Source organism: Corynebacterium sp. J010B-136 (assembly GCF_002967075.1).
In the GTDB taxonomy this organism is placed as follows: Bacteria; Actinomycetota; Actinomycetes; order Mycobacteriales; family Mycobacteriaceae; genus Corynebacterium.
In genome coordinates this window covers 165,183-189,388 of the sequence record NZ_PUGE01000005.1, presented here as the reverse complement: position 1 = coordinate 189,388, position 24,206 = coordinate 165,183, and the positions used below count along the sequence as shown (strand labels likewise).

Annotated in this window: 20 protein-coding genes; 12 read left to right on the top strand and 8 right to left on the bottom strand. The window is 55.0% G+C overall.

Translation table 11 applies throughout. The features are described 5' to 3' along the window. Positions 1-14: 14 nt before the first annotated feature. The 3 genes from C5Y44_RS09790 to C5Y44_RS13610 all read left to right on the top strand — a co-directional run bounded on the left by C5Y44_RS09790 (position 15) and on the right by C5Y44_RS13610 (position 2,534). Positions 15-1,469: an MFS transporter gene (locus tag C5Y44_RS09790; protein WP_105324775.1), complete on the top strand. Its 1,455-nt coding sequence runs from the start codon at positions 15-17 to the stop codon at positions 1,467-1,469. Between the two features lie 23 nt (positions 1,470-1,492). Then, positions 1,493-1,771, top strand: coding sequence for a hypothetical protein (locus C5Y44_RS09785; protein WP_105324774.1), 279 nt, complete (start codon positions 1,493-1,495; stop codon positions 1,769-1,771). 283 nt (positions 1,772-2,054) lie between these two features. Further along, positions 2,055-2,534: an FCD domain-containing protein gene (locus tag C5Y44_RS13610; RefSeq protein ID WP_105324773.1), complete on the top strand. Its 480-nt coding sequence runs from the start codon at positions 2,055-2,057 to the stop codon at positions 2,532-2,534. On the opposite strand, the gene C5Y44_RS09775 is transcribed toward C5Y44_RS13610, so the two are convergent. Then, on the bottom strand, positions 2,501-3,175 hold the full coding sequence (locus C5Y44_RS09775; protein WP_105324772.1) for a response regulator transcription factor: 675 nt from the start codon (positions 3,173-3,175) through the stop codon (positions 2,501-2,503). The two genes, C5Y44_RS13610 and C5Y44_RS09775, sit on opposite strands and share 34 nt — an antisense overlap. After that, entirely contained in the window at positions 3,175-4,485 is a 1,311-nt protein-coding gene (locus C5Y44_RS09770) for a sensor histidine kinase (protein WP_105324771.1), read from the bottom strand. Before C5Y44_RS09770 ends, C5Y44_RS09775 begins: the two co-directional genes overlap by 1 nt. A 241-nt stretch (positions 4,486-4,726) precedes the next feature. Between C5Y44_RS09770 and C5Y44_RS09765 the strand changes: the two genes are divergently transcribed. From C5Y44_RS09765 to C5Y44_RS09735, 7 genes are all read left to right on the top strand, one after another. Next, positions 4,727-5,599, top strand: a complete 873-nt coding sequence (locus C5Y44_RS09765; RefSeq protein WP_105324770.1) for a polyphosphate polymerase domain-containing protein — start codon at positions 4,727-4,729, stop codon at positions 5,597-5,599. Positions 5,600-5,613: 14 nt separating this feature from the next. Next, on the top strand, positions 5,614-6,300 hold the full coding sequence (locus C5Y44_RS09760) for a DUF4956 domain-containing protein (protein ID WP_105324769.1): 687 nt from the start codon (positions 5,614-5,616) through the stop codon (positions 6,298-6,300). Between the two features lie 2 nt (positions 6,301-6,302). Next, a complete protein-coding gene (locus C5Y44_RS09755; protein WP_105324768.1) occupies positions 6,303-7,868 on the top strand; it encodes a CotH kinase family protein in 1,566 nt (521 codons plus the stop codon). Positions 7,869-7,975: 107 nt separating this feature from the next. After that, positions 7,976-9,391: an FAD-binding oxidoreductase gene (locus C5Y44_RS09750; RefSeq protein WP_105324767.1), complete on the top strand. Its 1,416-nt coding sequence runs from the start codon at positions 7,976-7,978 to the stop codon at positions 9,389-9,391. Between the two features lie 13 nt (positions 9,392-9,404). Beyond that, positions 9,405-10,163: a decaprenylphospho-beta-D-erythro-pentofuranosid-2-ulose 2-reductase gene (locus C5Y44_RS09745; RefSeq protein WP_075722169.1), complete on the top strand. Its 759-nt coding sequence runs from the start codon at positions 9,405-9,407 to the stop codon at positions 10,161-10,163. A 125-nt stretch (positions 10,164-10,288) separates the two neighbouring features. Further along, positions 10,289-12,229, top strand: a complete 1,941-nt coding sequence (locus C5Y44_RS09740) for a galactan 5-O-arabinofuranosyltransferase (protein ID WP_233189944.1) — start codon at positions 10,289-10,291, stop codon at positions 12,227-12,229. A gap of 11 nt (positions 12,230-12,240) precedes the next feature. Next, a complete protein-coding gene (locus C5Y44_RS09735) occupies positions 12,241-15,630 on the top strand; it encodes an arabinosyltransferase domain-containing protein (protein ID WP_105324766.1) in 3,390 nt (1,129 codons plus the stop codon). Positions 15,631-15,722: 92 nt separating this feature from the next. On the opposite strand, the gene C5Y44_RS09730 is transcribed toward C5Y44_RS09735, so the two are convergent. The 4 genes from C5Y44_RS09730 to C5Y44_RS09715 form a co-directional block, all read right to left on the bottom strand. Further along, positions 15,723-16,166: a hypothetical protein gene (locus C5Y44_RS09730; protein ID WP_105324765.1), complete on the bottom strand. Its 444-nt coding sequence runs from the start codon at positions 16,164-16,166 to the stop codon at positions 15,723-15,725. A gap of 184 nt (positions 16,167-16,350) precedes the next feature. Next, positions 16,351-17,139, bottom strand: coding sequence for an ABC transporter ATP-binding protein (locus tag C5Y44_RS09725; RefSeq protein WP_105324764.1), 789 nt, complete (start codon positions 17,137-17,139; stop codon positions 16,351-16,353). Continuing rightward, a complete protein-coding gene (locus C5Y44_RS09720; RefSeq protein ID WP_105324763.1) occupies positions 17,132-17,914 on the bottom strand; it encodes an ABC transporter permease in 783 nt (260 codons plus the stop codon). Before C5Y44_RS09720 ends, C5Y44_RS09725 begins: the two co-directional genes overlap by 8 nt. After that, complete coding sequence (locus tag C5Y44_RS09715; RefSeq protein ID WP_105324762.1) at positions 17,911-19,098, bottom strand: ABC transporter substrate-binding protein; 1,188 nt, start codon at positions 19,096-19,098, stop codon at positions 17,911-17,913. The genes C5Y44_RS09720 and C5Y44_RS09715 overlap by 4 nt, the downstream gene beginning before the upstream one ends. A gap of 198 nt (positions 19,099-19,296) precedes the next feature. On the opposite strand from C5Y44_RS09715, the gene C5Y44_RS09710 reads away from it, so the two are divergent. Next, the gene (locus C5Y44_RS09710; protein WP_146108493.1) at positions 19,297-19,605 is read left to right on the top strand and encodes a hypothetical protein; all 309 of its coding nucleotides are present in this window, start codon (positions 19,297-19,299) and stop codon (positions 19,603-19,605) included. Here C5Y44_RS09710 and C5Y44_RS09705 read toward each other — a convergent pair. Together C5Y44_RS09705 and C5Y44_RS09700 are read right to left on the bottom strand one after the other, a co-directional pair. Beyond that, entirely contained in the window at positions 19,583-20,488 is a 906-nt protein-coding gene (locus C5Y44_RS09705) for an alpha/beta hydrolase (protein WP_105324760.1), read from the bottom strand. The two genes, C5Y44_RS09710 and C5Y44_RS09705, sit on opposite strands and share 23 nt — an antisense overlap. A gap of 24 nt (positions 20,489-20,512) precedes the next feature. Next, a complete protein-coding gene (locus C5Y44_RS09700) occupies positions 20,513-22,456 on the bottom strand; it encodes a M13 family metallopeptidase (protein ID WP_105324759.1) in 1,944 nt (647 codons plus the stop codon). 148 nt (positions 22,457-22,604) lie between these two features. Here C5Y44_RS09700 and C5Y44_RS09695 point away from each other — a divergent pair, with 148 nt between their 5' ends. After that, a complete protein-coding gene (locus C5Y44_RS09695; RefSeq protein WP_105324758.1) occupies positions 22,605-24,194 on the top strand; it encodes a Na+/H+ antiporter NhaC family protein in 1,590 nt (529 codons plus the stop codon). Positions 24,195-24,206: the final 12 nt, after the last annotated feature.

Sequence of the window (24,206 nt, the reverse complement as noted above, 5' to 3'; positions counted from 1 at the left end):
TCCAGGAGAACCCAATGTCTTCCACTCCCAACGGCCAAGCATCAGCTGGTGTTATCGACCCGGTTGATACCCGCAAAGGTGGCCTGCCCCTGCTGATGGCCGTGCTGGTGGCAGCCGCCGTAGCATTCCAGCTCAACGCGTCGATGCTCTCACCAGTGCTGACCACCATGGCGCACGAGCTCAATACTGATGAAGCAGCCGTGGGTCTTACCCAGACCGCCTTCTTTACCGGTGGCGCGATGTGCGGTCTTTTCTTACCGCGTCTTTCCGATATCGTCGGCCGCCGCAAGATCCTGCTCATCATGCTCTCTGTCATGGCTATTGGCGGTGTCATCGCAGCGCTTGCACCAAATATTGGCGTGCTCATGTTCGCGCGTGCGTTGCAGGGTATCGCTGGTCCTACCATTCCGATGACCTTGATCATCTTGCGCAGCCAGGTGAAAAACGAAGTTCGTCTGGGTACTTTGCTTGGTCTTGTCGCCGCTATTAACGGTGGTGTCGCTGGCGTGGACGTGCTGGTTTCCGGTTGGATGGCTGAGCACTGGGGCTTCCGCTCTGTCTTCTGGCTCATTGCCATCGTGGGCTTCATCGCCGTAGCGATGGTCGCTGCCTGGGCTCCGGAATCTAAGCCATCGAGTGGCATCAAGGTCGACTGGCTAGGCGCAGTCCTGCTGGTAATCAGCGTTTGCTCCATTACCTTGGCTGTTAACGAAGCCGGTAAGGCCGGCGCTGCCAACTGGTTCATGGTCATCGTCGGAGTCGTCATCGGTCTTATCTTCTTTGCGGTGTTCTGGAAGTGGGAAAATAAGCACGACCAGCCATTGGTTGCACCAAAGTATCTCAAGCGCCGCCAAACCTGGGGTCTGCTTTTGACCACCGTGTTGACCATGACCGGTGTCTTCGCTGCTGTTAACGGCGTTGCTGTATCGCTGGCGCAAAACCCCACCGCGGGCTTTAGCATGAGCGCCGATGCCGCATCCCTATTCCTGCTGGCACCTTATGCACTGATCGGTTTGGTCGTCGGTCCTTTCGCTGGCCGCTTCGCACCAGTAATTGGTTACGGAAACCTGCTGCGTATCGGCAATGCTGCCTCGGCAATTTTGCTGGTGGTCTTGGCTTTCGTCGGCGTGCACTCCAAGATCACACTGATTGTTGCCGTCATCTTGCTGGGTATTACTTACGCAGGTATCGGCAATATCGTGCTCAATAACCTCGGTGTTGTGAACTCCCCCAAGGACAACGAAGGTTTCTTGCCAGGCATGAACTCCGCCGCCTTCAACCTCGGTGCCGGTGTCTCCTTTGCCATCCTGCCGGTATTCATGGTGGCTGGCTCCCCTGCCGGTTCGGATTCTGTCGCTGGCTACACCACGGCTTTCTTGGTCGCTGCCATCATTCTCGCAATCTCGGTAGCTACCTCGCTCTTTATCCCGAAGGTCACCGCGGCTGAAGCTGAAGGCCAAGTGGTTTAACCGCAGGGACTAAGCTGGGTGGTATGTATGACGGCAAGATGGAAAATCTGACCCCTGCCCAGCAAGCTGCGCAAGATGAGCGCACGGAAGAGGACAAGCGCAATGGGCGTTTTATCGCCGCAGAGCACACCAATCTTCCACTTAATGATTTCATGACCAGGCTGATGGCCGAGGAAATCCCGATGTTGGATTCGACCTCCCGCGGCCTGGTCTACAAAATCCTGCGCGAGTACGAAGGCCCAGAAATCACCACGCAGGAAGAACTGCCTACCGAAATCCGCGACATCATGGATTTGTACTAAATAGCTACGCGTTCTCAACCTGCATACGGTAAATCCAACCGGAGTCTGTATCGAAAAGTTCTTTATTGCTTTTCTGCTCGACGGCGATGTTGCGAACTACTTAAAGACAGTTCAGGCGGCAAACATCAGCATGAATCTGGATCTGTTTGCTGCCTTATCCTATTTACTCAAGTCGACGTCTTTGGTCTCCTTCATAAATATGCCGGTCAGCAACGTCAGTATGGCTACGGCGATGAGGTAGTACTCGAAGTATTGCCGAGCACTAGAATCCCTCGCTGTCGCTCTGACTATCGCCCGCGCCGACGACAGCATCATCAAAGAACTAACTCGCCAGCGCGAACGCATCTTATCCTGCAAGAACCTTGACTCTTACCTTAAAGCCGTTGCCACCAGGCACGAACTTTTCATCACCGGCGCGGACAACCACTACCTCGCCCAATCGCTGAGTCCGCTCTATGTGTTGTCCCGCCGCTTCTGGCGCGCCACCATCACCAATAGCGAATTCACAATGGATGCTGGAAAGAAACACCACAGCGCAATTCTGGATGCAATCATGGACGGTGACTCCCCGCCGCCCAAGCCGCAACCACCGCGCTCAATGACTACCTCGTTGACGAAGCAATTAGCGTCCTCACCACCAGGGCTCAGCCCACGCGCGGGGCCAATTGGTCGCTTTAACTATTCGCCTTCAGCGTTCCGTTTTAAACGGCAGTCAAACCTTTCACAGTGCTATTCCCCGGGTACTAACAGCCCGCTTTCATAGGCCAAGATGACTAACTGCGCGCGGTCATGCGCGTAAATCTTGCTCATGATTCGGTTGACGTGTGTCTTCGCGGTATGCGGGGAAATAAAGAATTTCTCAGCAATTTCCTGATTAGATAGCCCGCGTCCCACAAGTTCTAAGACTTCACGTTCGCGCTCGGTCAGTAGCTCTAGGCTTTTCGATGCTTCTTCAGAAACCGCCGGACGCGGCCCAGGTGAGCGCACATACTGGGAAATGAGACTGCGCGTGGCCACTGGGGATAGAAGTTCATCGCCGGCAGCGACTGCTTGTACAGCACGAATGATTTCCTCAGGCTCGGCACCCTTGCCAATAAATCCGCTGGCCCCGGCGCGCAAAGCAGAAACCACGTATTCGTCTTCCTCAAAGGTGGTGAGGATTAGTACCCGGCTTTTGATATTCGTGGGTTCAGCGCAGATCTTTTCGGTGGCAGCAATCCCATCAAGCCGCGGCATGCGAATATCCATTAACACGACATCCGGTTCTAGGTCCGCTGCCATTTCAATGGCTTCTACCCCATCGGCGGCAGCACCTAAGACTTCGATTCCGTCGGCACTCGCAAGGATATCTACCACCGCTTGGCGCACCAGTACCTGATCATCTACTACGACAACAGTGGTCACTACTTTTCCTCTCGGTTTCTTCTCTGACTGCGCAAAGGAAGTTCGGCTTGAAGGATAAATTTACCCGCTGCGTGCGAAGTAGAAATCTCTCCGCCCACTGCACCAACGCGTTCTTTTAATCCTCTAAGCCCTAAGTGTCCCTGCGGGGCATCTGGTTGATTGCGGTCTGCACCGTTGGCTGGGTTTATCACCTCGATGTTTAGTGTCTGCGCATTAACGCTATCTACCACTATCTTGAGCTGCGCAGTTCCACCTGAGCCGTGTTTGTGCGCATTGGTTAGTCCTTCTTGTGCAATCCGGTAGGCAACTCGTCCCGTGGTTTCATCCACCTGCGCGACCTCGCCGTCGATGATTTTTTCGACCATCAGCCCAGCTTCCTTCAAGGACGCAACCAATGCATCGATGTCATCGAAGCCCGGCTGCACTAGATATGCGGATGCGCCGTCTTGGCCCAACTGCTCGCTGGAACCATCCGCGCGCAGGTAACGCAAGAGCACGCCGATATCACTTAAAACGTCACGCGATGCCGAGCGAATCGTCGCAAGAGATTCTTTGGCCTTCTCCGGCTTGGTCTCCAGCAAGCTCGATGCCACGCCTGCATTCAAACTGATAACGGAGATCCGGTGCGCGACCGTGTCATGAAGGTCTTGTGCAATCCGCAGGCGTTCTTCAGCCACGCGTCGGCGTGCTTCTGCTTCGCGGGTTTGTTCAGCGCGCTCGGCGCGTTCCATCGCAGCCTGCGTATATTCCCGGCGCGAGCGCGCGCTGTCTCCTAGAGCGGTAGCAATCGCGATACCTGCCGCTATCTGGAAAACCTGCGGCTCTAAGACCATATGTTCATTGATAAACAGACTTATTATCGCAACGGCCACAGCCCCCGCGGCGCCAAAGCTCAACGCCTGTAAGCGCGGTAAGTTATTAGCCACCGCAAATACTGCGACTCCTGCACCAATGCCCGGTGCTAGCGCCGGAAAGCCGAAACTTACGGCACAGACATAGACCACCAGGCTAAAAAGATATACCGGCAGCGGCCAGCGGCGCCGCAGAGGAACTGCCGCAACGGTCACTAGCGCTATCCCCAAACCAATTAACGCTAGGTGCTGGTCTTGTAGCTGCGGGCCTTGGCCAGGCCCACCAGAAGGAAAACCTCCCGGGCCGCCACCGGGAAATAGCCCGGGGAATATTCCAGGAAAACCACCGGGCATCGGAACCAGCGCCGTAATCAGAATCAGCGCCATGATCGCCACATCCACTGCCCAAGCGGGCAGCCACATAGAACGATCCTTGAGAGATACGGCGGGCTGGCTCATTCGACCATTCTCCTTGTTCTTCTACATTTTGGCGTCGGTTATAAAGTTCCTTCTACTTTGTCACCGTAGTGCGAATAACGCGTCCCGCAGCAGGATGAGAGAAATATACCGCGGATGCAGTACGCAAAATACTCCTGCGGGGCGATTTAATCCGCTTGCGGTTTTACAACAATAAATCTGTGCCCAAAGAAACTGCCGTATCTAACAGGCAGCACAACACAGAAAGGACTGTTGTAAACCCATGAATAACCATGACGCAACTGGTCACAAACTACGTGCCCCGGGCAAACTCCATGCGTTTAATCGCTATGAGTTGAAGTACTTGGTCCCCGAGGACAAAGTTCCGGCTATCCGCGAGGAACTGAACCAACACATGGTTCGGGACCCGTACGCGGGACCAACTGGCTACGGGGTGTGGAGCGTTTACTATGACACCGCCAACCTGAGGTTTTACCGCGAGAAGATCGAAGGCTTGAAGTTTCGTCGCAAGCTACGGATTCGCCGCTACGGGGAAACCGGCGGTGCCGATGGACCTATTTCAGCCGATGCCATGGTGGCCGTCGAAATCAAACAACGCGTGAATCGTGTTACTCAAAAGCGCCGGGTCATGCTGCCTTATCACCTAGCACTGGATTTGTGCGACCGCCATCAGCGCATTGAATACCCCGGCGCGGATCAAAGCTTCATCGATGAAGTCTTAGATTTAAGCATCCGCCTTCAACTACGTCCCACCGCGATGACCGGCTACCGCCGCGAACCGTATGTGGGAACCGACGCTGACTTAGGACTGCGCGTGACCTTAGATCACAAGGTCAGCGGCCGCGATCGCGACTTTGACCTGCGAGCCGAAGCAGAAAACCGCTTTATCATTCGCCCTGACTTGGCGGTGATGGAAGTCAAAGTCAATGAACGCGCCCCTTATTGGGTCACCGATATGGCCGCCCGCCATGACTTGCAAGTCCAACGCATCTCCAAATACTGCCAAAGCATCGAAGCCCATGGTCTGGCGCCACGGTCGCTTTTCCACGCACCAGAGGAAGAACACGTCGAGCCAACCACACTGCCCGGCAATCCGGCCCAATCTCATTCCGCTCATTCCAACGCACACAACTAGAAAAAAGACCTTCCATGAACCTCGATTTCGGTCTCACTGACCTCTCCGGCACTTTCAGCATCGCCGACGTCCTGTTATCGCTCTCCCTCTCCTTGGTCTGCAGCTTGGTCGTGGCGTGGGTGTATCGCAATACCCATAAAAACATCAGCTACAGCCAAAGCTATGTGCAAACCCTGATTATCCTCGGCATGCTCATCACGCTCATCATGCTGATTGTGGGCTCTAATATTGCCCGCGCCTTCGCATTGGTCGGCGCGCTCTCAGTGGTCAGGTTCCGTAACGCCATCAAAGAAACCCGCGACGTCGGCTTCATCTTCCTCGTCATGGGCATCGGCATGGCCTGCGGTACCCGCTTCTACTCCTTGGCTGTCATCGCCACCATTGTTATCTGCGCGGTCATTGTGGTTATGCACCGCTTCAACTGGTTCGCACTCGATGTCCAACGCCAGGTCATCAAGCTGCAGGTGCCTGCCGATGGCGATGACTACGCACCAATCATTGACGACATCCTGATCCGCAACACCACCGAATACGAACTCATTAGTACCGAAAGCGTTCGCGGCGGCTCCTTGCTGGAATACAGCTACACCGCAAGGTTGAAGAAGGGCGTTAAAGCCTCAGATCTCATCAGTGAGCTGCGCGTAATCAACGCCGGGCAAAAGGCCACCGTGCTCACTGGCTATGACCAGACGGATATGTAACCATGTCGCATTCACTTGAACAACCCACCAATAACACTTCTACTTCGCTGCGCCACCGTTTGCCGGTTCGCTTGCGGCATCACTGGAAGTTGCTGATTGCAGCAATCGCCGTGTGCTTAGCCATCGCGCTCGCATTTGGCACCTCGATGGTTCGTCCGTACATCACCTCAGAACTAGTTTCGGAGACGGTCATCGTCAATGACATCGACGGTGACGCAGAGCTTTTCGATGCCACCACGCACACCATTGACATCACCTTCGACCAAGCAGAATACGAAGAAATGCTCAGCACTTTCCGCGAAGACGGCGAGAAAGAATATATCCGTGCCGATATCACTATCGATGGCACCTTGATTGAAGATGTCGGTCTTCGCCTCAAGGGCAACTCCACCTTGCAGTCACTTAGTGGAAACAGCATGGGTGGCGGCGAAGGTGGTGGCCCCGGTGGCATGACGCAGCTTTCTGAAGATAACCCGGAGGAATTACCGTGGCTCATTAGCTTTGATGAATATGAAGAAGGCCGTGCCTACCAGGGCATGACGGAGATTGCCCTGCGTCCGGCTGCTAGTGGTTCCGATGTGGCAATTAATGAAGCGCTCGCTTTGGAACTCACCGCCGAGAGTGGTCAGGTGACCCAGGATTACACCTTTACTTCAGTCACGGTAAACGGAAGCGAAAGCGCTGCCCGCATCGTGGTGGACACGCCAGATGAACAGTGGGCCGATGAACTGGGCAGCGGCGTATTGTACAAAGCCCGCGCCGGTGGATCCCTGGATTATCTGGGCGATGATCCAACAGATTATGAGGATTCCTTTAAACAGATCAATGCTGAAGGCGCTTATGACCTGCAGCCGGTAATGACGCTGATGAAGTTCCTCAATGAGTCCACTGATGAGGAATTCGCCGAGGAACTCGATGATTATGTTGATACCGAGTCTTTTGCCAAGTACTTAGCCACCCAAGAAATCTTATCCAATAATGACGCAATGGATGGCCCCGGTAATAACTACTACCTCTGGTACGACACGACCGAGAAGCAATTCACGGTCTTGTCGTGGGACCTCAACATGGCGCTATCCGGAATGATGGGCGGAGGCGGCGGTATGGGTGGTGGCATGGGCGGCATGCAGCCCGACACAAACACCCAATCAGAAATGCCGGCGCTTCCCGATGACATGGAAATGCCTGAGGGAATGGAGATGCCCCAGATGCCGCAGGACGGTGAGATGCCAGGCGGTGGCCAAATGCCGGGTGGCGATGAACGTGAAGGCGCAGGCCCAGGCGGTGGCAGCGACAGTGGCATCCTCAAGGAACGCTTCTTGGACAATGAAGAGTTCTACGCCATGTATGAGCAAGCTTATTCCGAGCTATATGAGCAACTGATTGCCAGCGGCTATGCCGAAGAAACGCTCAATGAACTGGCCACACGTGCAGAAGAAGCAGGTGACGAGGGTGCGACGACGGTGGCGGAAAGTATTAGGTCGAGTTTGGCATCGTTAAGCGAAACTGCTCCGCAACCTAGTGCTGGCATGGGTCGGCCAGACCAAGAAACTACTGAGGATGTGTAGGAAATATCCGAATCGCGGATCCTTGTACTGAAAATCACCTGTGTAATCGGTGAATGAGCCCCGTTGGTTAGGTGTTGTATCCCTAAAGCTAGGTAAGCTTTGAAATTATGGAATTGCACACCACCGTAAAATCTTTACATGGCTGGGGCCGCACGGCTCCTACAACCGCACATGTGCTGGCAACCGCCGACGTTGATGAAATCCGTCAGGCCGTTGCCATGGTCGCCGATGACAATGCAGATAAGCCAGATCACCTGCGCCGCGGCGTCATCGCCCGCGGCATGGGTCGTTCCTACGGCGACCCAGCGCAAAATGCCGGCGGCCTTGTCATTGACATGCAGTCGCTTAACCGTATTCACTCCATCGACCCGGAATCAGCAATCGTTGATGTTGATGCCGGTGTCACCCTAGACCAGCTGATGAAGGCTGCCCTGCCGTTTGGCCTGTGGGTTCCGGTACTTCCTGGTACCCGCCAGGTCACCATCGGCGGCGCTATTGGTCCAGATATTCACGGCAAGAACCACCACTCCGAAGGTTCCTTCGGCGACCACGTCACCTCGATGGAACTGCTGGTTGCTGATGGCCGGGTGCTGCACCTGACGCCCGAAGGCAGCGAGGATGACCCAGATGCAGAGCTATTCTGGGCCACCGTCGGCGGTATGGGTCTAACCGGTATTATCTTGCGCGCGAAGATCCGCATGACCAAGACCGAAACCGCGTACTTCATCGCGGATACTGAGCGCACCAGCAACCTGGATGAAACCGTTGCTGCACACTCTGATGGTTCTGAGCACAACTACACCTATTCTTCCGCTTGGTTCGACGTAATCTCACCTGAGCCGAAGCTGGGCCGCTCTACTATCTCCCGTGGTTCTTTGGCCACGCTGGAGCAGTTAGAAGAATTCGCACCGAAACTCGCTGCCGATCCGTTGAAGTTCAACGCACCGCAGCTGATGACCGTGCCAGATATCTTCCCATCCTGGACCATGAATAAGCTTTCACTCATGGCCATCGGTGAGGCCTACTACGCCATGGGCGCACCGGCGAAGAACCAGGTCAAGAACCTGACACAGTTCTACCAGCCACTCGACCTCATCGGTGAGTGGAACCGTGGCTACGGTTCCAAGGGCTTCTTGCAGTACCAGTTCGTGGTTCCAATGGACGCTGTTGAACCTTTCAAGGACATCATCCGCGATATGCAGAAGTCTGGCCACTACTCCGCGCTGAACGTGTTCAAGCTGTTCGGCCCAGGTAACAAGGCGCCATTGAGCTACCCAATGCCAGGCTGGAACGTCTGCGTGGACTTCCCTATTCGTCCAGGTCTGGGTGAATTCTTGGATGATTTGGATAAGCGCGTCATGGAATTCGGCGGCCGTTTGTACTTGGCTAAGGAATCCCGCACCTCTGCGGAGAATTTCCACACCATGTACCCAGAGCTAGAAGGCTGGCTCAAGACCCGCAACAACATTGACCCAACGGGCGTCTTCGCCTCCGATATGTCACGCCGCCTCGAGCTGCGCTAAGAAAGGAATCTTCATGCTTAACGCAACTGGACAAGCACAACACCTGCTGCTGCTCGGCGGCACCAGCGAAATCGGACTGGGAATTATCTCCGAGTTCTTAGAGAACGGACCAGCCAAAGTATCCCTTGCGGCGCGCGCTGATTCCCCACGCATTACTGATGCGGTGGAGTCTTTGAAGGCGCAGGGTGCAGACGTTGAAGTTATTGACTTCGATGCGACTGACTTTGAGTCCCACCCACAGGTCATCGACAAGGCATTTGAGCGCGGCGATGTTGACGTTGCTGTTGTAGCTTTTGGCACTTTGGGTGACCAGGAAGAACTGTGGCAGGACCAGGCAAAGGCCGTGGCTTCTGCGCAGATCAACTACACCGCACCTGTATCTGTTGGTGTCTTGCTGGGCAAGAAGTTCAAGGCGCAGGGACATGGCACCATCGTGGCGATGAGCTCTGTTGCTGGTATGCGCGTGCGTCGTTCGAACTTTGTCTACGGCGCATCCAAGGCCGGCACCGATGGTTTCTACGTCAACCTCAATGAGGCACTGCGTGGCACTGGCGTCAATGTTTTGGTTGTTCGTCCCGGCCAGGTTCGTACCAAGATGTCTGCTGATGCTGGTGAAGCACCGCTGACCGTTAACGTTGATGAGGTCGCTGAAGCAACCGTCAAGGCAGTGTTGGAAGGCAAGGATTCCATCTTTGTCCACCCACTGTTCCAGTACGTTTCTTTGGCATTCAAGTTCATTCCGCAGTCGATCTTCCGTCGTTTGCCGTTTTAAGACCTTGAGCCGGACTTCATAATTTCATGCTCTTCGACCTCTGATTTTTAAGGCCGCTTCCACGTTTAGATTTATGGAAGCGGCCTTTAGCAAGGAATAACGCCTATGTATGGGAGACTAACCCCATGACTGTGACCCATTCAGCGGAGGCCAACCCGCCTGCCGATTCCACCCCAGTGCGCGATACCCATTCGCTCACGCCCGCAACTCGCGATACGACAAGTTTCCTTGGCGTCTTAGTCGGTATGGCTGCAGCGGCCATCGGTGGCGGCTTAGTTACGTTAATAGCCTGGTTTGTGTTCAAACAGGTATCTTTGCCGGCTTTTAATACCTCGATGGTCACCCGCGGTCTATCCACTGCGGGCATTGTGGTCACGGTAGTAATCGTCGCAGGCTTGTTGTATCTGTGGACCAAACGCGGTGTACAGAGCAAAGGGCCACTGGCATGGCTAACGGTCGTGGTGGCTTATCTATCCCCCGCGCTGATTGTCATCTGTAGTTTGGGGATGCCGCTGTCGGCTTCCAAGTTGTGGCTGCACGGTATTCAGGTTGACCAGGTCTTTCGCACCCAGTTTTTGACCCGCATGACCGTCGAGGGCGGCTATGCGGATATGAACTATGCTGACATGCCCACCTTTTATCCCATGGGTTGGTTCTGGCTCGGCGGGCGCATGGCCAATCTTTTGGGGTTGCAAGGTTGGGAAGCATTCCAGCCGTGGTCTTTGGTTTCTATCGCCATGGCTTGCTGCTTGTTGGTTCCTGTCTGGCAGCGCTTAACGGGTTCTTTGCCTTTGGGCACGGTCATTGCGTTGACCACCACCGCGTTGACGCTGACGCTAGCTGTCGATGAACCATACTCCGCTGTTATTGCGCTGGGTGTTCCAGCCGCAGCGATCATGTGCTCGCGCGCTTTCCACGGTTCCTGGGGAGCCACCGCGGGACTGTTGGTATTCCTGGGAATCTCAGCGACGTTCTACACACTATTTACCGGCGCGATTGCTGTCACGGTCGTGTCTTTCGTGGCTCTGGTGACCGCGATTGTGGAACGATCCTTCAAACCGATTGTGCGGCTAGCGGTTATTGGATTTGGTTCTTTGGCCATTGCCGCAATCGCATGGGGGCCTTATCTCCTCGCCGTTCTGCGCGCGGACTTCCCCACCGAAACTGCTGCCCAGCACTATCTACCGGCCGAGGGCACCGAAATACCCGTGCCGTTTTTGGCACCGTCCATAGTTGGCCTGCTGTGTCTGATCGGCATTGTTTACTTGGTCATTCGCGTTAAAAACGTCCACATTCGCACGCTGGGGTGGGCGCTCATTGGCGTGTACCTGTGGATTGTCGCATCCATGGTGCTGCCACTATTGGGCACGACGCTTTTGGGTTTCCGCCTAGAAATCCTCGTCGTGCTGATTATGGCTACCGCTGGTGTTTTGGGTCTTGCTCATCTCTACGAGCAATATCGCACCCGCGAATACCTCGCCGCGGTGGTCGCAGTCATTACCGCGTTGGCAGGAATTTTTTACATGCAAGAAATCCCTGCGGAGCACCAGACCGCGATTGATAATGCCTACTCCGATACCGACGGCAACGGTGAGCGCGCTGATAAATTCCCTGCTGACTCCGCACGATACTACAGCGAGATCGATGAGTTCTTCCAAGACCACAACGCTGATGTCGTAATGACGGATGAGAAGCTCTTTATGGCCTATTACCCGTACTACGGCTTCAATGCTTTTACCGCGCACTACGCCAATCCGCTGGGGCAGTTTAAACAGCGCAACGAAGAGATGTCTACGTGGGCAGAAAATTCTTGGGACCAGAGCCCGCAGGAATTCGTCGACACGCTAGAAAACAACCCGTGGGATGTGCCCAATGCCATGATCTTCCGCGGCGATATTGAATCGCCCGATGATGGTTACAAGGCGCACCTGGCGGTGGATATCTTCCCTAACCAGCCCAATGTCCGTTATGACGCGATTTTGTTTGACCCAGAGGTCTTCAACGATTCCGATCTCTGGGACGTTAGGCAGATTGGGCCTTTCGTCGTCGCCGCTCGAGTGAACTAAGGTATTTTGTCGTGAATGATGTCTACACCGCCGAGCTACCTGAGCTAAGCGCGCGCCGCGCACCCAAGGGGCTGCGCCTTGCTGCAATCATCACCGGCCTTTTAGGCTTCGTGTTGTTTTTAGCCACCCCATTTTTGCCAGTTACGCAGACTCAGTCTTCTTTTGACTGGCCAGCGAATGATTCTTTGAATTCGGTGACTGCGCCGCTGATTTCCGTCTCCCCGGAAGAAATTGATGCTGCCATTCCGGTCGCTGCTATCGATATGCTCCGCGAGGGCCAGGACATGCTCTATGGCACGGTTCCACCGGAGTCAGAGGAAGCATCGAACCGCGGCATGTTTGTGCGTGCGGGAGAAGATGGCCTTTCGGTTATCTCCTTAGATGAGGTTGTGCTCTCGCTTTCCGCCGAGCAGGTTTCGCAGCTTAACGATGACGACGTGTTGACTATCAACGCCGTCGAAGATGGCACCACCGTCAGCGTTGGTGATTTCACCGAGGAATCTGAAGATGACCTGCGTCCGCAGGTAGTTGGTGTCTTTACTGAGATTGAAGATACCCCGCAAAACCTCGCGCAGCTTTCCGATGCCGGGATGAATGTCCACGTGGAAATCAACTCCCGGTTTACCTCTTCGCCGTCCACCATCAAGCTGGTGGCGATGATTGGTGGCGGCATCATGATGCTGGCTGCTTTGGTGTGCATCGCGCGCATGGACCGCTTGGACGGCAAGAAGATTAGCTTCATGCCAGCAACCTGGAAGCAGGTACGCCCACTTGATGGCGTTGTGGCTGCCATCTTGGGCTTCTGGCACATCTTTGGTGCTAATACCTCTGATGATGGCTTTATTTTGACCATGGGTCGGGTCAAAGAGCACTCGACGTATATGGCCAACTACTACCGCTGGTACGGCGTTCCCGAGGCGCCTTTCGGCACCCCGTACTACGATCTCGTGGCGTTTCTCTCCAATATTTCGGCCACCTCCGTCTTCATGCGTATCCCGACGCTAATCGCGGCGCTGTTGACGTGGTTTATTCTCTCGCGCGAGATCCTGCCACGCTTTGGTCCGGTCATTAATGACCGCCGCGTCGCGCACTGGACCGCAGCGTTTATGTTCTTGGCCTTCTGGCTGCCATACAACAACGGTATTCGCCCAGAGCCCATCGTGGCTTTCGGCGTGGTCTTTACTTGGGCATCTTTTGAACGCTCGATTGCTACTTCGCGCATGCTGCCAGCAGCTATCGGCACCATTGCCGCAACGTTGACGCTGACCGCAGGCCCCACTGGTCTGTTAGCCGTAGGGGTATTCCTAGTCAGCTTGCCTGCACTGTTTTCTATCTTTAGCCGCCGCAAGGAATCCGTCGGCGGGTGGCTGCCACTAATTGCTTCCTTCTTGGCAGTAGGCACCAGCGTTATCGCCTTGGTCTTTAGCGATCAAACTTTGGCCACGGTCCTGGAATCCACCCGCGTGCGCTCTGCCGTGGGCCCATCGCTGAACTGGTACGACGAATACGTTCGCTACACCACTTTGTTCGAAGGCTCGGTTGATGGCTCGCTGACGCGCCGTTTCGCCATGTTCACCATGCTGTTCTCGCTAGCGTTGATCATCTACGCCTTCATCCGCGATAAGAAGGTTCTGGGCACCCCGAAGGGCCCAACCCAGCGCCTGCTCATCATCATGGCGTTGAGCATGTTCTTCCTCATGTTCACCCCAACGAAGTGGACGCACCACTTCGGTATTTACGCGGGCATCGCCGGCGTGATTGCCGCACTCGGTGCCGTCGTTCTGTCGCAAATTGCGATGCGCTCAACCCGCGCGCGTACTTTCGCGGTGGCATCGGTAGTCATGCTCATGGCTATCTCCTTAGCTGGCTGGAATGCCTGGTGGTACGTATCGTCCTTCGGCATTCCATGGTGGGACCGTTCTGTTCAGTTCATGGCCGTTGAGGCCTCCACCGTGGTCATGGTCATTGGTCTTATCATCATCGCCATTGGCATCGTCCAGGCGCTTCGGCATAACTACCGCAAGAACCATGGCATTGAACAGCCGCAGGTCTCCACGAAGCGTTGGGCAAATATTTTGTCTGCACCGCTGGCTATTGCATGCATCGCCATCGTGGCCTTTTCCTGCCTCTCCTTTGCCAAGGGCTATATCTCGCAGTCGCCGAATTACTCGGTCGGTCAAGGCAACCTGAAGGCTTTGGGTGGCAATGTCTGCCAGATGGCTGATTCGGCGTTGATTGAGACCAACACCAATGATTCTTTCCTAACCCCGGTTACAGGTGAGCTCGGTGATTCTTTGATCAACCCGGATGAAGAAAACCGTGGCTTTGATCCAAACTTCATCCCAGAAGATATTGAGCCTGAAAACCTCAACTCCGCTTCCGTTGGTGCGATTGGTTCGAACCAGTCCGGTTCTTCGGATTCGGACCAGGCAAGCTCCAGTAGCGATCCATCACTTGGCGGACAGTCCGGTGATTCGGAGTCAGGCTCCAATGCCCAGGCCAATGCTGAAAATGTCACCGATACTTCCTCCGGCGGTATCCGCGGCACTGATGGTGTCAATGGCTCGACCATGCACCTGCCATTCAACTTGGACTACACCAAGGTCCCGGTTTTGGGTTCCTATAACTCCGGCCAGCGCGGTACCTCTGAGGTGACCACGCAGTGGTACAACCTGCCAGAACAAGCCGGTGAAAACACTCCCGTTCTGGCAGTCTCTGCCGCGGGCGATATCTACCACCACGATGTCAACGACATTGAGCAAGAAGGCATGGAGCTGACCCTGGAGTACGGCACCCTTGGTGAGGGCAATGAGGTCACCAACACTGGTGAGCTCGAGCTTCGCGATGTCGGCGCGGCACCGAAGTGGCGCAACCTGCGCATCGCACTCGATGAAATTCCTGAAGAAGCCAACGTGGTTCGCTTGGTGGCTGTCGATGACTCCACCGACGAAGATTCCTGGCTTGCCTTTACCCCACCGCGTGTACCTGAGCTGACCTCGTTGAATTCACAGTTCGACTCTTCCATCCCAGGTCTTTTGGACTGGTCAACGGCATTCCAGTTCCCATGCCAGCGCACCTTTGACCACTTCGCTGGTGTCACGGAAATCCCTGAGTACCGTATCCTTCCGGATGCGCCTGCACAGACTTCCCTGACCGACTTCCAGTCCTTCTCCGGCGGCGGCGCGATGGCTACTGCTGAGGCAGTCAACTACTCCTATGAGATCCCGTCCTACCTTGACGGCGACTGGGCACGTGACTGGGGCGCAATCCAGAAGTACGAGTTGCGCACCAACTCCGCTGGTATCACCCCAGACCCAGCTGATATCAATTACGAGGAAATCACCCGCACCGGCTGGTGGCAAAACTCTGAGATGAAGATCCGCAAGGAAGGTGAAGATTAAGGTGCTTCGTCTTTAATCTTCACTTGAAATCGAAGCCCCGACTCCCCAACACCTCATGGTGCGGGAAGTCGGGGCTTTAAGTTTTGTGGAAGCTAGACCGCGCGCCCTGAGGCATCATAAGCACCGATCGACGAGTACTTCTCCCAGGTTCTGCAATGGCTTAAATCTCCGTTGCCTTCTGGCGCTACGCGGGACAGAAATGTCTCCGCAGTGTGCACCGCGGTTTCTACATCCTCATGATGATTACCAAAGACAAAGCCCAGTAGCTCGCCCTCTTCATCACCTTCATGCACCTGGCAGCGCACCGTATAGGTGCCAATATTGTCCCGCACCTCCGGCGCATTCGCCGCTGCTTCCACGCTGTCATCGACGTCCGGCACGATTTGGATGCGCTCTTGCGCGTCCAGCAATTCCTGCTGCGCCCCTATCTGGGCTTCTTCCCGCGAATCCAGCACGTAGTTAGTGCCTGCGATAGAACCGCCAAAGGCCACCGCGCCCACAGCCAACAACGCCGCGGCGCCTTTCCAAAACTTCATATCTCCCCCGACCCGGTGCGGACTGTAGAAAATTCGCGCCCCTCAGGCTAGAACAAGCTCCATGCAAGGTCAACGATTAGATAAGCGAAGACCCTGGGTCCAGTCGTCCGGCTGGGGTCCCAGAGTCTTCTTCCGATCCCGTCGTAACGGGTGGCAATGCTCTTCTCCTAAAGCAAAAATTTGCTTAGTGCTCGAGCAGGTTCAGCATCTCCTTGCGCAGCTCTGCGGTCTTGGTTTCGACTGCGGGGTCTTCGCTGGCATCGTGGCGGGGACGCGGAAGGTCGACGTTGATGTCGGCGATGATGGTGGATTCGGGACTCTTGGACATCACAAGCACGCGGTCAGAGAGCAAAATTGCTTCATCAACATCGTGGGTGACCATGACGACGGTGCGCTGGGAGGCTTCCCAAATACCCAGCAGTTGCAGTTGCAGTTCACGGCGGGTCAGCGCATCAAGGGCACCGAAAGGTTCATCGAGAAGCATAATTGGCGGGTCGATGGCGAAAGCCCGCGCAAGACCAACACGCTGCTGCATACCGCCAGAAAGACGGGCGGGGCGGCGGTCCGCGGCATCGGTAAGCCCTACTTGCTCCAAGTGGGTGCGGGTAATGTCGGCCCGCTCGGATTTGCTCAATTCGGGGCGCGCGGAGCGCAGACCAAAATCGATGTTGCCACGCGCTGTCATCCACGGCAACAGCGCGTGGTCTTGAAAGACCATACCGCGATCGGGGCCTGGACCTTGAACTTTCTTCTGCCCAGTACTGACTGTGCCGGTGGAAGGCTCCGCGAGACCGGCAATCATCTTCAAAATAGTGGACTTGCCGCAGCCCGATGGCCCCAGCAAAGATACGAACTCACCGTCGTTGATGTGAATGCGGGTATCGCCAATAATCGTGGTTGGACCATAGGACTTGGTAATTGAATCCAGCTCCACCGAGGCATCCGTGGAGGTGGCCTGTAAGGATTTAGTCATAGCGAACTACTTTCTGCAATGCGCCAACAAGGTGGTCAAGAATAAGACCTGCGATACCAATGATGAAAATTGCCACGACGATGGCATCAATATCCAGGCGATTCCAGGCATTCCACACGAAAAAGCCCACGCCGCGCCCACCGATGAGCATTTCCGCGGCGACGATAACCAGCCAGGCGGTGGACAACGACAAGCGCAGGCCAGTGATGATGCCCGGTAAAGATGCCGGCAGCCAGATATAAACAATGCGCGACCACCAGGAAGTACCGATGGTATCGGCCAAATTGATATAGGTCGGGTTGACGCTGCGCACCGCATCGATGGTGTTAATCAGAATTGGCCATAGTGCCGAGAGCAAAATAACGAAGACGGCGGTATTTTCAGCGTCTTTGAGCAGCGCCAAACCCAGCGGCAACCACGCCAGTGGTGAGACTGGGCGCAGGACCTGCACTACCGGATCGACAGCCCAGCGCAGCGTGGTGCTGCGCCCCAGGATAAAGCCCACCGGCAAAGCAATAATCGCTGCGAGCAAGAAGCCGAAGAGCACGCGACGCAAACTAGCCATCAGGTGCCAGAAGATACCGACGCTGGCAGGGCCATCTTGATAGAAAGGATCGGAGAGAATCTCCACGCCGCGCGCAAAGGTATTCGCGGGCGTGGGCGCGATATCGCTAATCCACCCAGCATTGGCGGCAAACTGCCAAATACCGATGGTGAGGATAAACATCACTACGCCAATGATGACGGAGTGAAGTGGTTTGGGTTTAGTATTCACCGAAAAATCACCGAGTCCATGTGGTCATATCCACGGGTAGGGGCCAGTGGATCAAAATCCACGCCGTTAATACTTAAGTGTTCGCCAGTCACTTCCAGTCCCGGCACAAGCACGCTTTCGGCCGCGGCGATGATGGTGGCATCATCCATCGTCAAGGTGTCACCGCCCAAGCCCCAGCGGGCAATCTGCGTGGCCATCCACACAATCGCTGCCGGGTCAGTTGGATCGCCAAAAGACATACGGTCTAAGTCCGTGTGGGTCTTGCCGTGCCAGTCCTGGTAGACGCCGGAAAATGGGCCATCAAGAAGCTCTGCCGGCTGGTTGAGATACTTCTCTTGCGCCAAGGTCTTCGCCGAAGTCTCGAACTGCGCAGGCGTACTCAAGATGGCAGCGGCTTCTTCCAGCGCACGGACAACCCCCTGTGCAGCGGTGGAATGTTCTGCTTTCCATTCTTTCGCCATCGCCACCGAGCAGCACGGGTGCTTATCCCACAGCTGCTTGGTTTGCACCCAAATCCTGCCCGAGCCGCTCTTAATGGCGCGCTCGTTGAAAGGCTCCGGGCCAATAAAGCCGTCGATGCCTTCCACCGCTAGTTGCGCGACCATATCGGCAGGTCGCAAAAGGCGCAGCTCTAGGTCAGATACGGGATTCACGCCGTGTGCCGCTAAGTAGTCGCGCAGCAAGAGTGCGTGCACGGAGTACTCAAAAGGAATGCCGAGTACCATGCCCTTGAAATCTTCCGGCGATTTCACCGAGCCATAATGCTTGGAAGCCAAAGTAATGGCCTGACCGTTGGTGTTTTGGGTAAAGGACAGCTCGGTGGGGCGCGCGGCATTGGTCACCCCGGCATCAATGGCCACCGTCATGGGTGAGAGCATGTGCGCGACGTCAAGCTGTTCAGTGGCATAGGCAGTCCACAGGTCAGCCCAGCCGGAGAATTTCTTCAAGGCTACGTTGACGCCGTGCTTTTCAAATAGCCCCAGCGCATCAGCAATAGCGATGGGAGCAGAGCACGCAATCGGCACATAGCCAATGGTCAACGGGGTGTTATCAGCTGGTTCGCTGGTGCTTGTCGATGCCCCACAGCCCGCCAAACCAGCCACCGCCGTCGAGGCCGTCGCCAACCCAGCCAACTGCAGAAGCCGCCTGCGGCTTAGGCTTAGAGACTTATGTTCATGTGACACTAGTACTGCATCTTTCACTCGGGCCGAAAATAATAGACCGAGTATTCAACTAGGGATAGACTGGTCTGTCTTTAAAATACAACAACTAGTGAGACTAATGAATAAATCTTGCAGTGTCCATACCCCGCACAGAATGCGGGGTTATCCATGAATAAAATAGGCGGCCTGTACCGATTGGTCTACTGTAGGCTGTTGGACATGGAAGACCATTTAGCAGGAATACGCACCGCAGCCGCATTACTTATCCTTTGCGTTTTGGCTACTATCTTCGGCTTCCCGTACATGTTCCCGCTAGCTGGCATCACGGCGGTCTACGCTTTTTACAAGAGCAAGCAATTGCAGGGGCTGGCCATTCCCCACCGCAATGCAAAAACATGGAACATTATCGGCTGGATAGCTGTGCTAATCGCCGCTGCCTTGATTGTTAATACGCTGTGGCTACAGCCCGTGGGAGCAGTAGAAACAGATGAATCATACCCGGCTACTAAGCACGTATCTTTGCGATAAATTCTGCGATATCCTGCACGCGCTTGCGCGCCACCTCCGGAGTAGAAATGCGGTGGCGGGAGACATACTCGGCAATGGTTAAATCCTCTGCGCCTTGTGCAACCGCGCGAGTATGAGCGCCATCTACTACTTCGTCGTGTGTCGCAATCTGGATACAGGTCTTAGGCCACGTCCCACTTTCCGGCAAGATCGCCTCACCGCGGACGTCATCTGGCAGGCCATCTAAAGCCGCAAAGTCTGGATAGGTCAAGACAAGCGCGTCGATGGATTCATCGGCAAGCAAAGTTGCCAGCGCTGCACCGGAAGAATAACCCCACAGCACAATCTTTTCTGCGCCATTGGCCCGCGCATAGGAAATCGCTGCGCGGCCAGCGGCAACCATATCCGCAACTGTGTGCTGCGGCGCGAGCGGATAATCAACATCTACAGCGACAACGCCGGCCAGGTTAGCCACGGCGGCAACTTCTGGCTGCCACTGAATCTCTAACGCAGCCCCCGAGCCGCGCCACCATCCGCCAGAGTGGAAGGACACAATCCACGTTGTGGAAGTTTTTTCCGCGGGCGTAAATTGTGCCAAACCTTCGCCGGGATAGCTGACATCAATACCGTCGGTGAAGGCGACACCTGGCATGGCATGGTCCACCGCGCTGCCAAGCACCATCATCGATGATTGGGTAATGCGGTCCATCAACTTAGCGCTGTAATTATCAGCCGCGGTGGGATCCCCACTTCCGCCCTTCCACGGCGGGGTGAAATCAGGAAGTGGGAAATGTGCCTCAAGGTGCGAATACAGCTGCTCAAGCTGGTCTTCTTGGCTCATCACATGGTCATAGCCACCGATATGCCACGGGTATTTATCAGCATCATTCGCGTTTGCAGTCATGCACCCAAGGCTACTAGGTGCGCGCTACCAAATGGTCACGCGGTCTTTTTCCTCAATAAACATCGGACCATCTTCAGCTACGTCAAAAGCATCGTAGAACTCAGCGATATTCGCAGCAATGAGGTTACAGCGGAATTCTGCCGGGGAGTGCGGATCCATCGCCAAGTACTGCTTGGCCATCTCCGGGCGAATCGCCGTGCGCCACACGCGTGCCCACGCGAGGAATAAACGCTGCAAGCCGGTGAACTCACCGTTTTCGAGTTCTTCGGAGCCGCCTTCAATCTCAAATGGCGCCTTTTGGCCGTTGATATCAAGGCCCTTATCCTCGCAGTACAAGCGGTAGGCAACCACGGAGATACCCAATCCACCCAGGTCACCAATGTTTTCACCCAAGGTGAATTCACCATTGACGCCGCCTGATTCAATCCCTGCTTCTTTAAGCACGGAAGGCACTTCGCCATCGAACTGCTCGACCAACTTGGAGGTGAGCTTTTCAAACGCAGCGCGGTCTTCATCCGACCACCAGGAGTTCAAGTTGCCGTCGCCATCGTACTGCGATCCTTGGTCATCAAAACCGTGGCCAATTTCGTGGCCGATAACCGCGCCGATGGCACCGAAGTTCTCCGCCGCATCTGCTTCAGGGTTATAAAACGGTGGTCGCAAAATTGCGGCAGGGAAAGTGATGTCGTTGACCACTGGATTGTAGAAAGCGTTCACCGTCTGCGGGGTGCTAAACCACTCATCGCGGTCAGTCGGCTTGCCGATCTTGTTGAGCTCAAAATCATGCGCCCAAGCATTGCCGTTGCGCAGGTTCTCAACCAAGTCTGCACCGGCAGCGGAGAATTCCAGGCCGGAGTAATCGCGCCAGGTATCTGGGTAGCCAATCTTGGCCTTAAACTTGCCGAGCTTTTCCAAAGCACGCTCACGGGTTTCTGGCGTCATCCACTCCAGCTGCGAGATGCGCTCGCGGTAAGCGCGAACCAAGTACTCCACCAGTTCATCCATCTCTGCCTTGGACGATGCCGGGAAGTGCCTATCGACGAAAATCTTGCCGATCTCCTGACCCACCAAGCTCTCCGCCAAGCCCAGCGCGCGCTTCCAGCGGTCACGCTGTTGTGTCGCACCGGTGAGCTTGGTGCCGTAGAACTCAAAGTTCTTCTTGCCTACTTCTTCCGGCAGAACTCCCGCGCGCGCACGCAAAATTGCCCACGTTGCCCACAGCTGCCAATCCGCAAGCTGGGTCTCGGTCAGCAATTGCGCTAGGTGCTCCTGGTAAGAAGGCATCATATTAACAACGCGGTGCTCAGGCAGCCCACCACCGGTCAGGATAGTGCGCACGATTTCTGGCAGGTCCTGGAATTCAGTTGGGTTATAGGTCTTTACCGCATCACGGGTAGCAACCACATCCCAGTGTCCTGCAGCAATCTTCTTTTCTAAGTTCACGATGCGCTCTGCAGCGACCTTGGCACCCAGGCCGAAAAGACGCGCGGGGTCTAAAAATTCCAGCATTTCTTCGACGTGCACCTGGTACGCGGCTAGCGTTTCAGCGTGTGCTTCTTCCCGGTAATAAGCCTCATCTGGCAGGCCCAAGCCAGACTGAATGATATAAGCAACGCAATCTTCCGAGCCAGAATCCTTTTCGACCCAGAAAGTAACCGGTGAGCTAACGCCTAGGCGCTCAAGCTGACCAACCACGGTTGCGAATTCATCAATTCCGGCGACAGCTAAACGGTCCAGATCGGCATCAAGCGGCGCCATGCCCGCGGCGTTAATGCCGTCGGTATCCATATAGGAGTTATAAACCGTGCCAGCGCGGCCAGTGTCTTCTTCCACAATCTCATGCGAGAGCTCTTCTGCCTGGTCGCGCAGTTTATGGAAGGTTCCGTCTACACCACGGTCATCGGGAATAACGTGGGTTTTCAGCCAAGGGCCACTGACAAATTGGTACAAATCATGAAGTTGCGTCATACCGCCCACATTATGCGAAAACAATTCACGAAGGCAGCTATTTAGATTTTTCCCACTCGCGAGCTTAAGCAAGTGTCCACAAGATGAGACAAACAGCTGAAAATAGTTTATGCTTGCTTAGAATTTTTTAATTGATCGGAGCCCCAGCATGGTCGAATCATTTCCCATTTTGACAATATTGCCGCCGCTAGTAGCGATTATCATGGTAATTGCTACCCGCAAGGTCTTAGCGTCACTGGCCTCCGGCGTGATCTTAAGTATCTTGCTGATCACAAATTTTCACCCGGTCGAAAGCCTGAAATTACTCTTTTCCAGCGTGCTGGAGCTGTTCTGGGCTGATGGTGCACCGAACTGGTACAACATTTTGATCCTCGCTTTCCTTTTGGAACTGGGTGCTATTACTGCCATCGTGTTGATGTCGGGCGGCACCCAGGCCTTTTCCAATTGGGCTCGAAAGCGCGTAAAAAAACGCCGCGACTCGCAAGTTCTCACAGCTATTTTGGGCATGGTCATCTTCATCGATGACTACTTCAATGCGCTGGCAGTCGGCCAGATTTCGCGCCCCATTTCCGATCAGCAAAAAGTCTCCCGCGCAAAGCTCGCTTATCTCGTCGACTCAAGCTCTGCCCCAACGGTGGTCTTGGTTCCCCTTTCGAGCTGGGGCGCTTCCATTATCGGCATCATGGCTCCCATCCTCGCAGCTTCCGCACTGACCATGAGCGAGATGGAAGTATTCTTACGCTCGGCAGCCATGAACTTTTACGCCATCGCAGCAATCATCCTGCTGTGGGTTGTTGTTTTGTGGCAGCTGGATTTTGGCGCCATGCGACGTGAAGAACAACGCGCCGCGTCAGATAAAGGTGTCATGGCAGAAGATGATGATGTACCAGGTCAGATAACGGATTCTTTGCCAACCCATGACCGCGGTACCGTCCAGGCACTGGTTGTGCCTTTTATTGTCTTGGTCATCGGCGTTATCTCCGGTATGTACATCACAGGTGCCATGGCAGCTGGTTCTTGGTCAGCTTTGGACGCCATGGCCAATGCCGATGTAGCAATGGCTTTGAATATTGGTGGCGTCGCAGGTCTGCTCATCGCTCTTGGCTATTGCATCCGCTATACGCGTAACGATGAAAAATTCACCGCTGGTGTTATCACCCGCGGATCTCTCGAGGGTGCGAAATCTATGTTGCCGGCCATCTACATCCTGATGCTTGCATGGATGCTGGGCACATTGATTAGTGTGTTGGGTACGGGCGCGTACTTCGCAAGCATCGTTACCAGCTTGTCTGTCACGCCAATCTGGTTAGTGCCGGTCTTATTCCTCATCGCCGCTGGCATGGCTTTTGCCACCGGTACCTCCTGGGGTTCCTTTGGTATCTTGCTGCCACTTGCTGGTGAAATAATGAACGCTGCTGATCCGGAGGGTACTTTGCTCATCCCGGCCTTCGGCGCGGTTCTAGCCGGTTCCGTATGGGGCGACCACTCCTCCCCAATTTCCGATACCACCATCTTGTCTTCTACCGGTGCTGGCTGTTCTGTTGCTACCCACGTCAATACCCAATTGCCTTATGCCTTCGTCGGCGCTGCAGCAGCCTTGATCGGATACGTACTTTTCGCCATAACCAGTTCTGCTCTGATTGGCTTTATCAGCATGATTATCGGGTTGGCAATCATTGTTGTCGTTCTAAAATCACGCAACCGGCTTACCGTTGAAGAAGTAGCAGCCCAAGCTTAAAACCGCGGATCT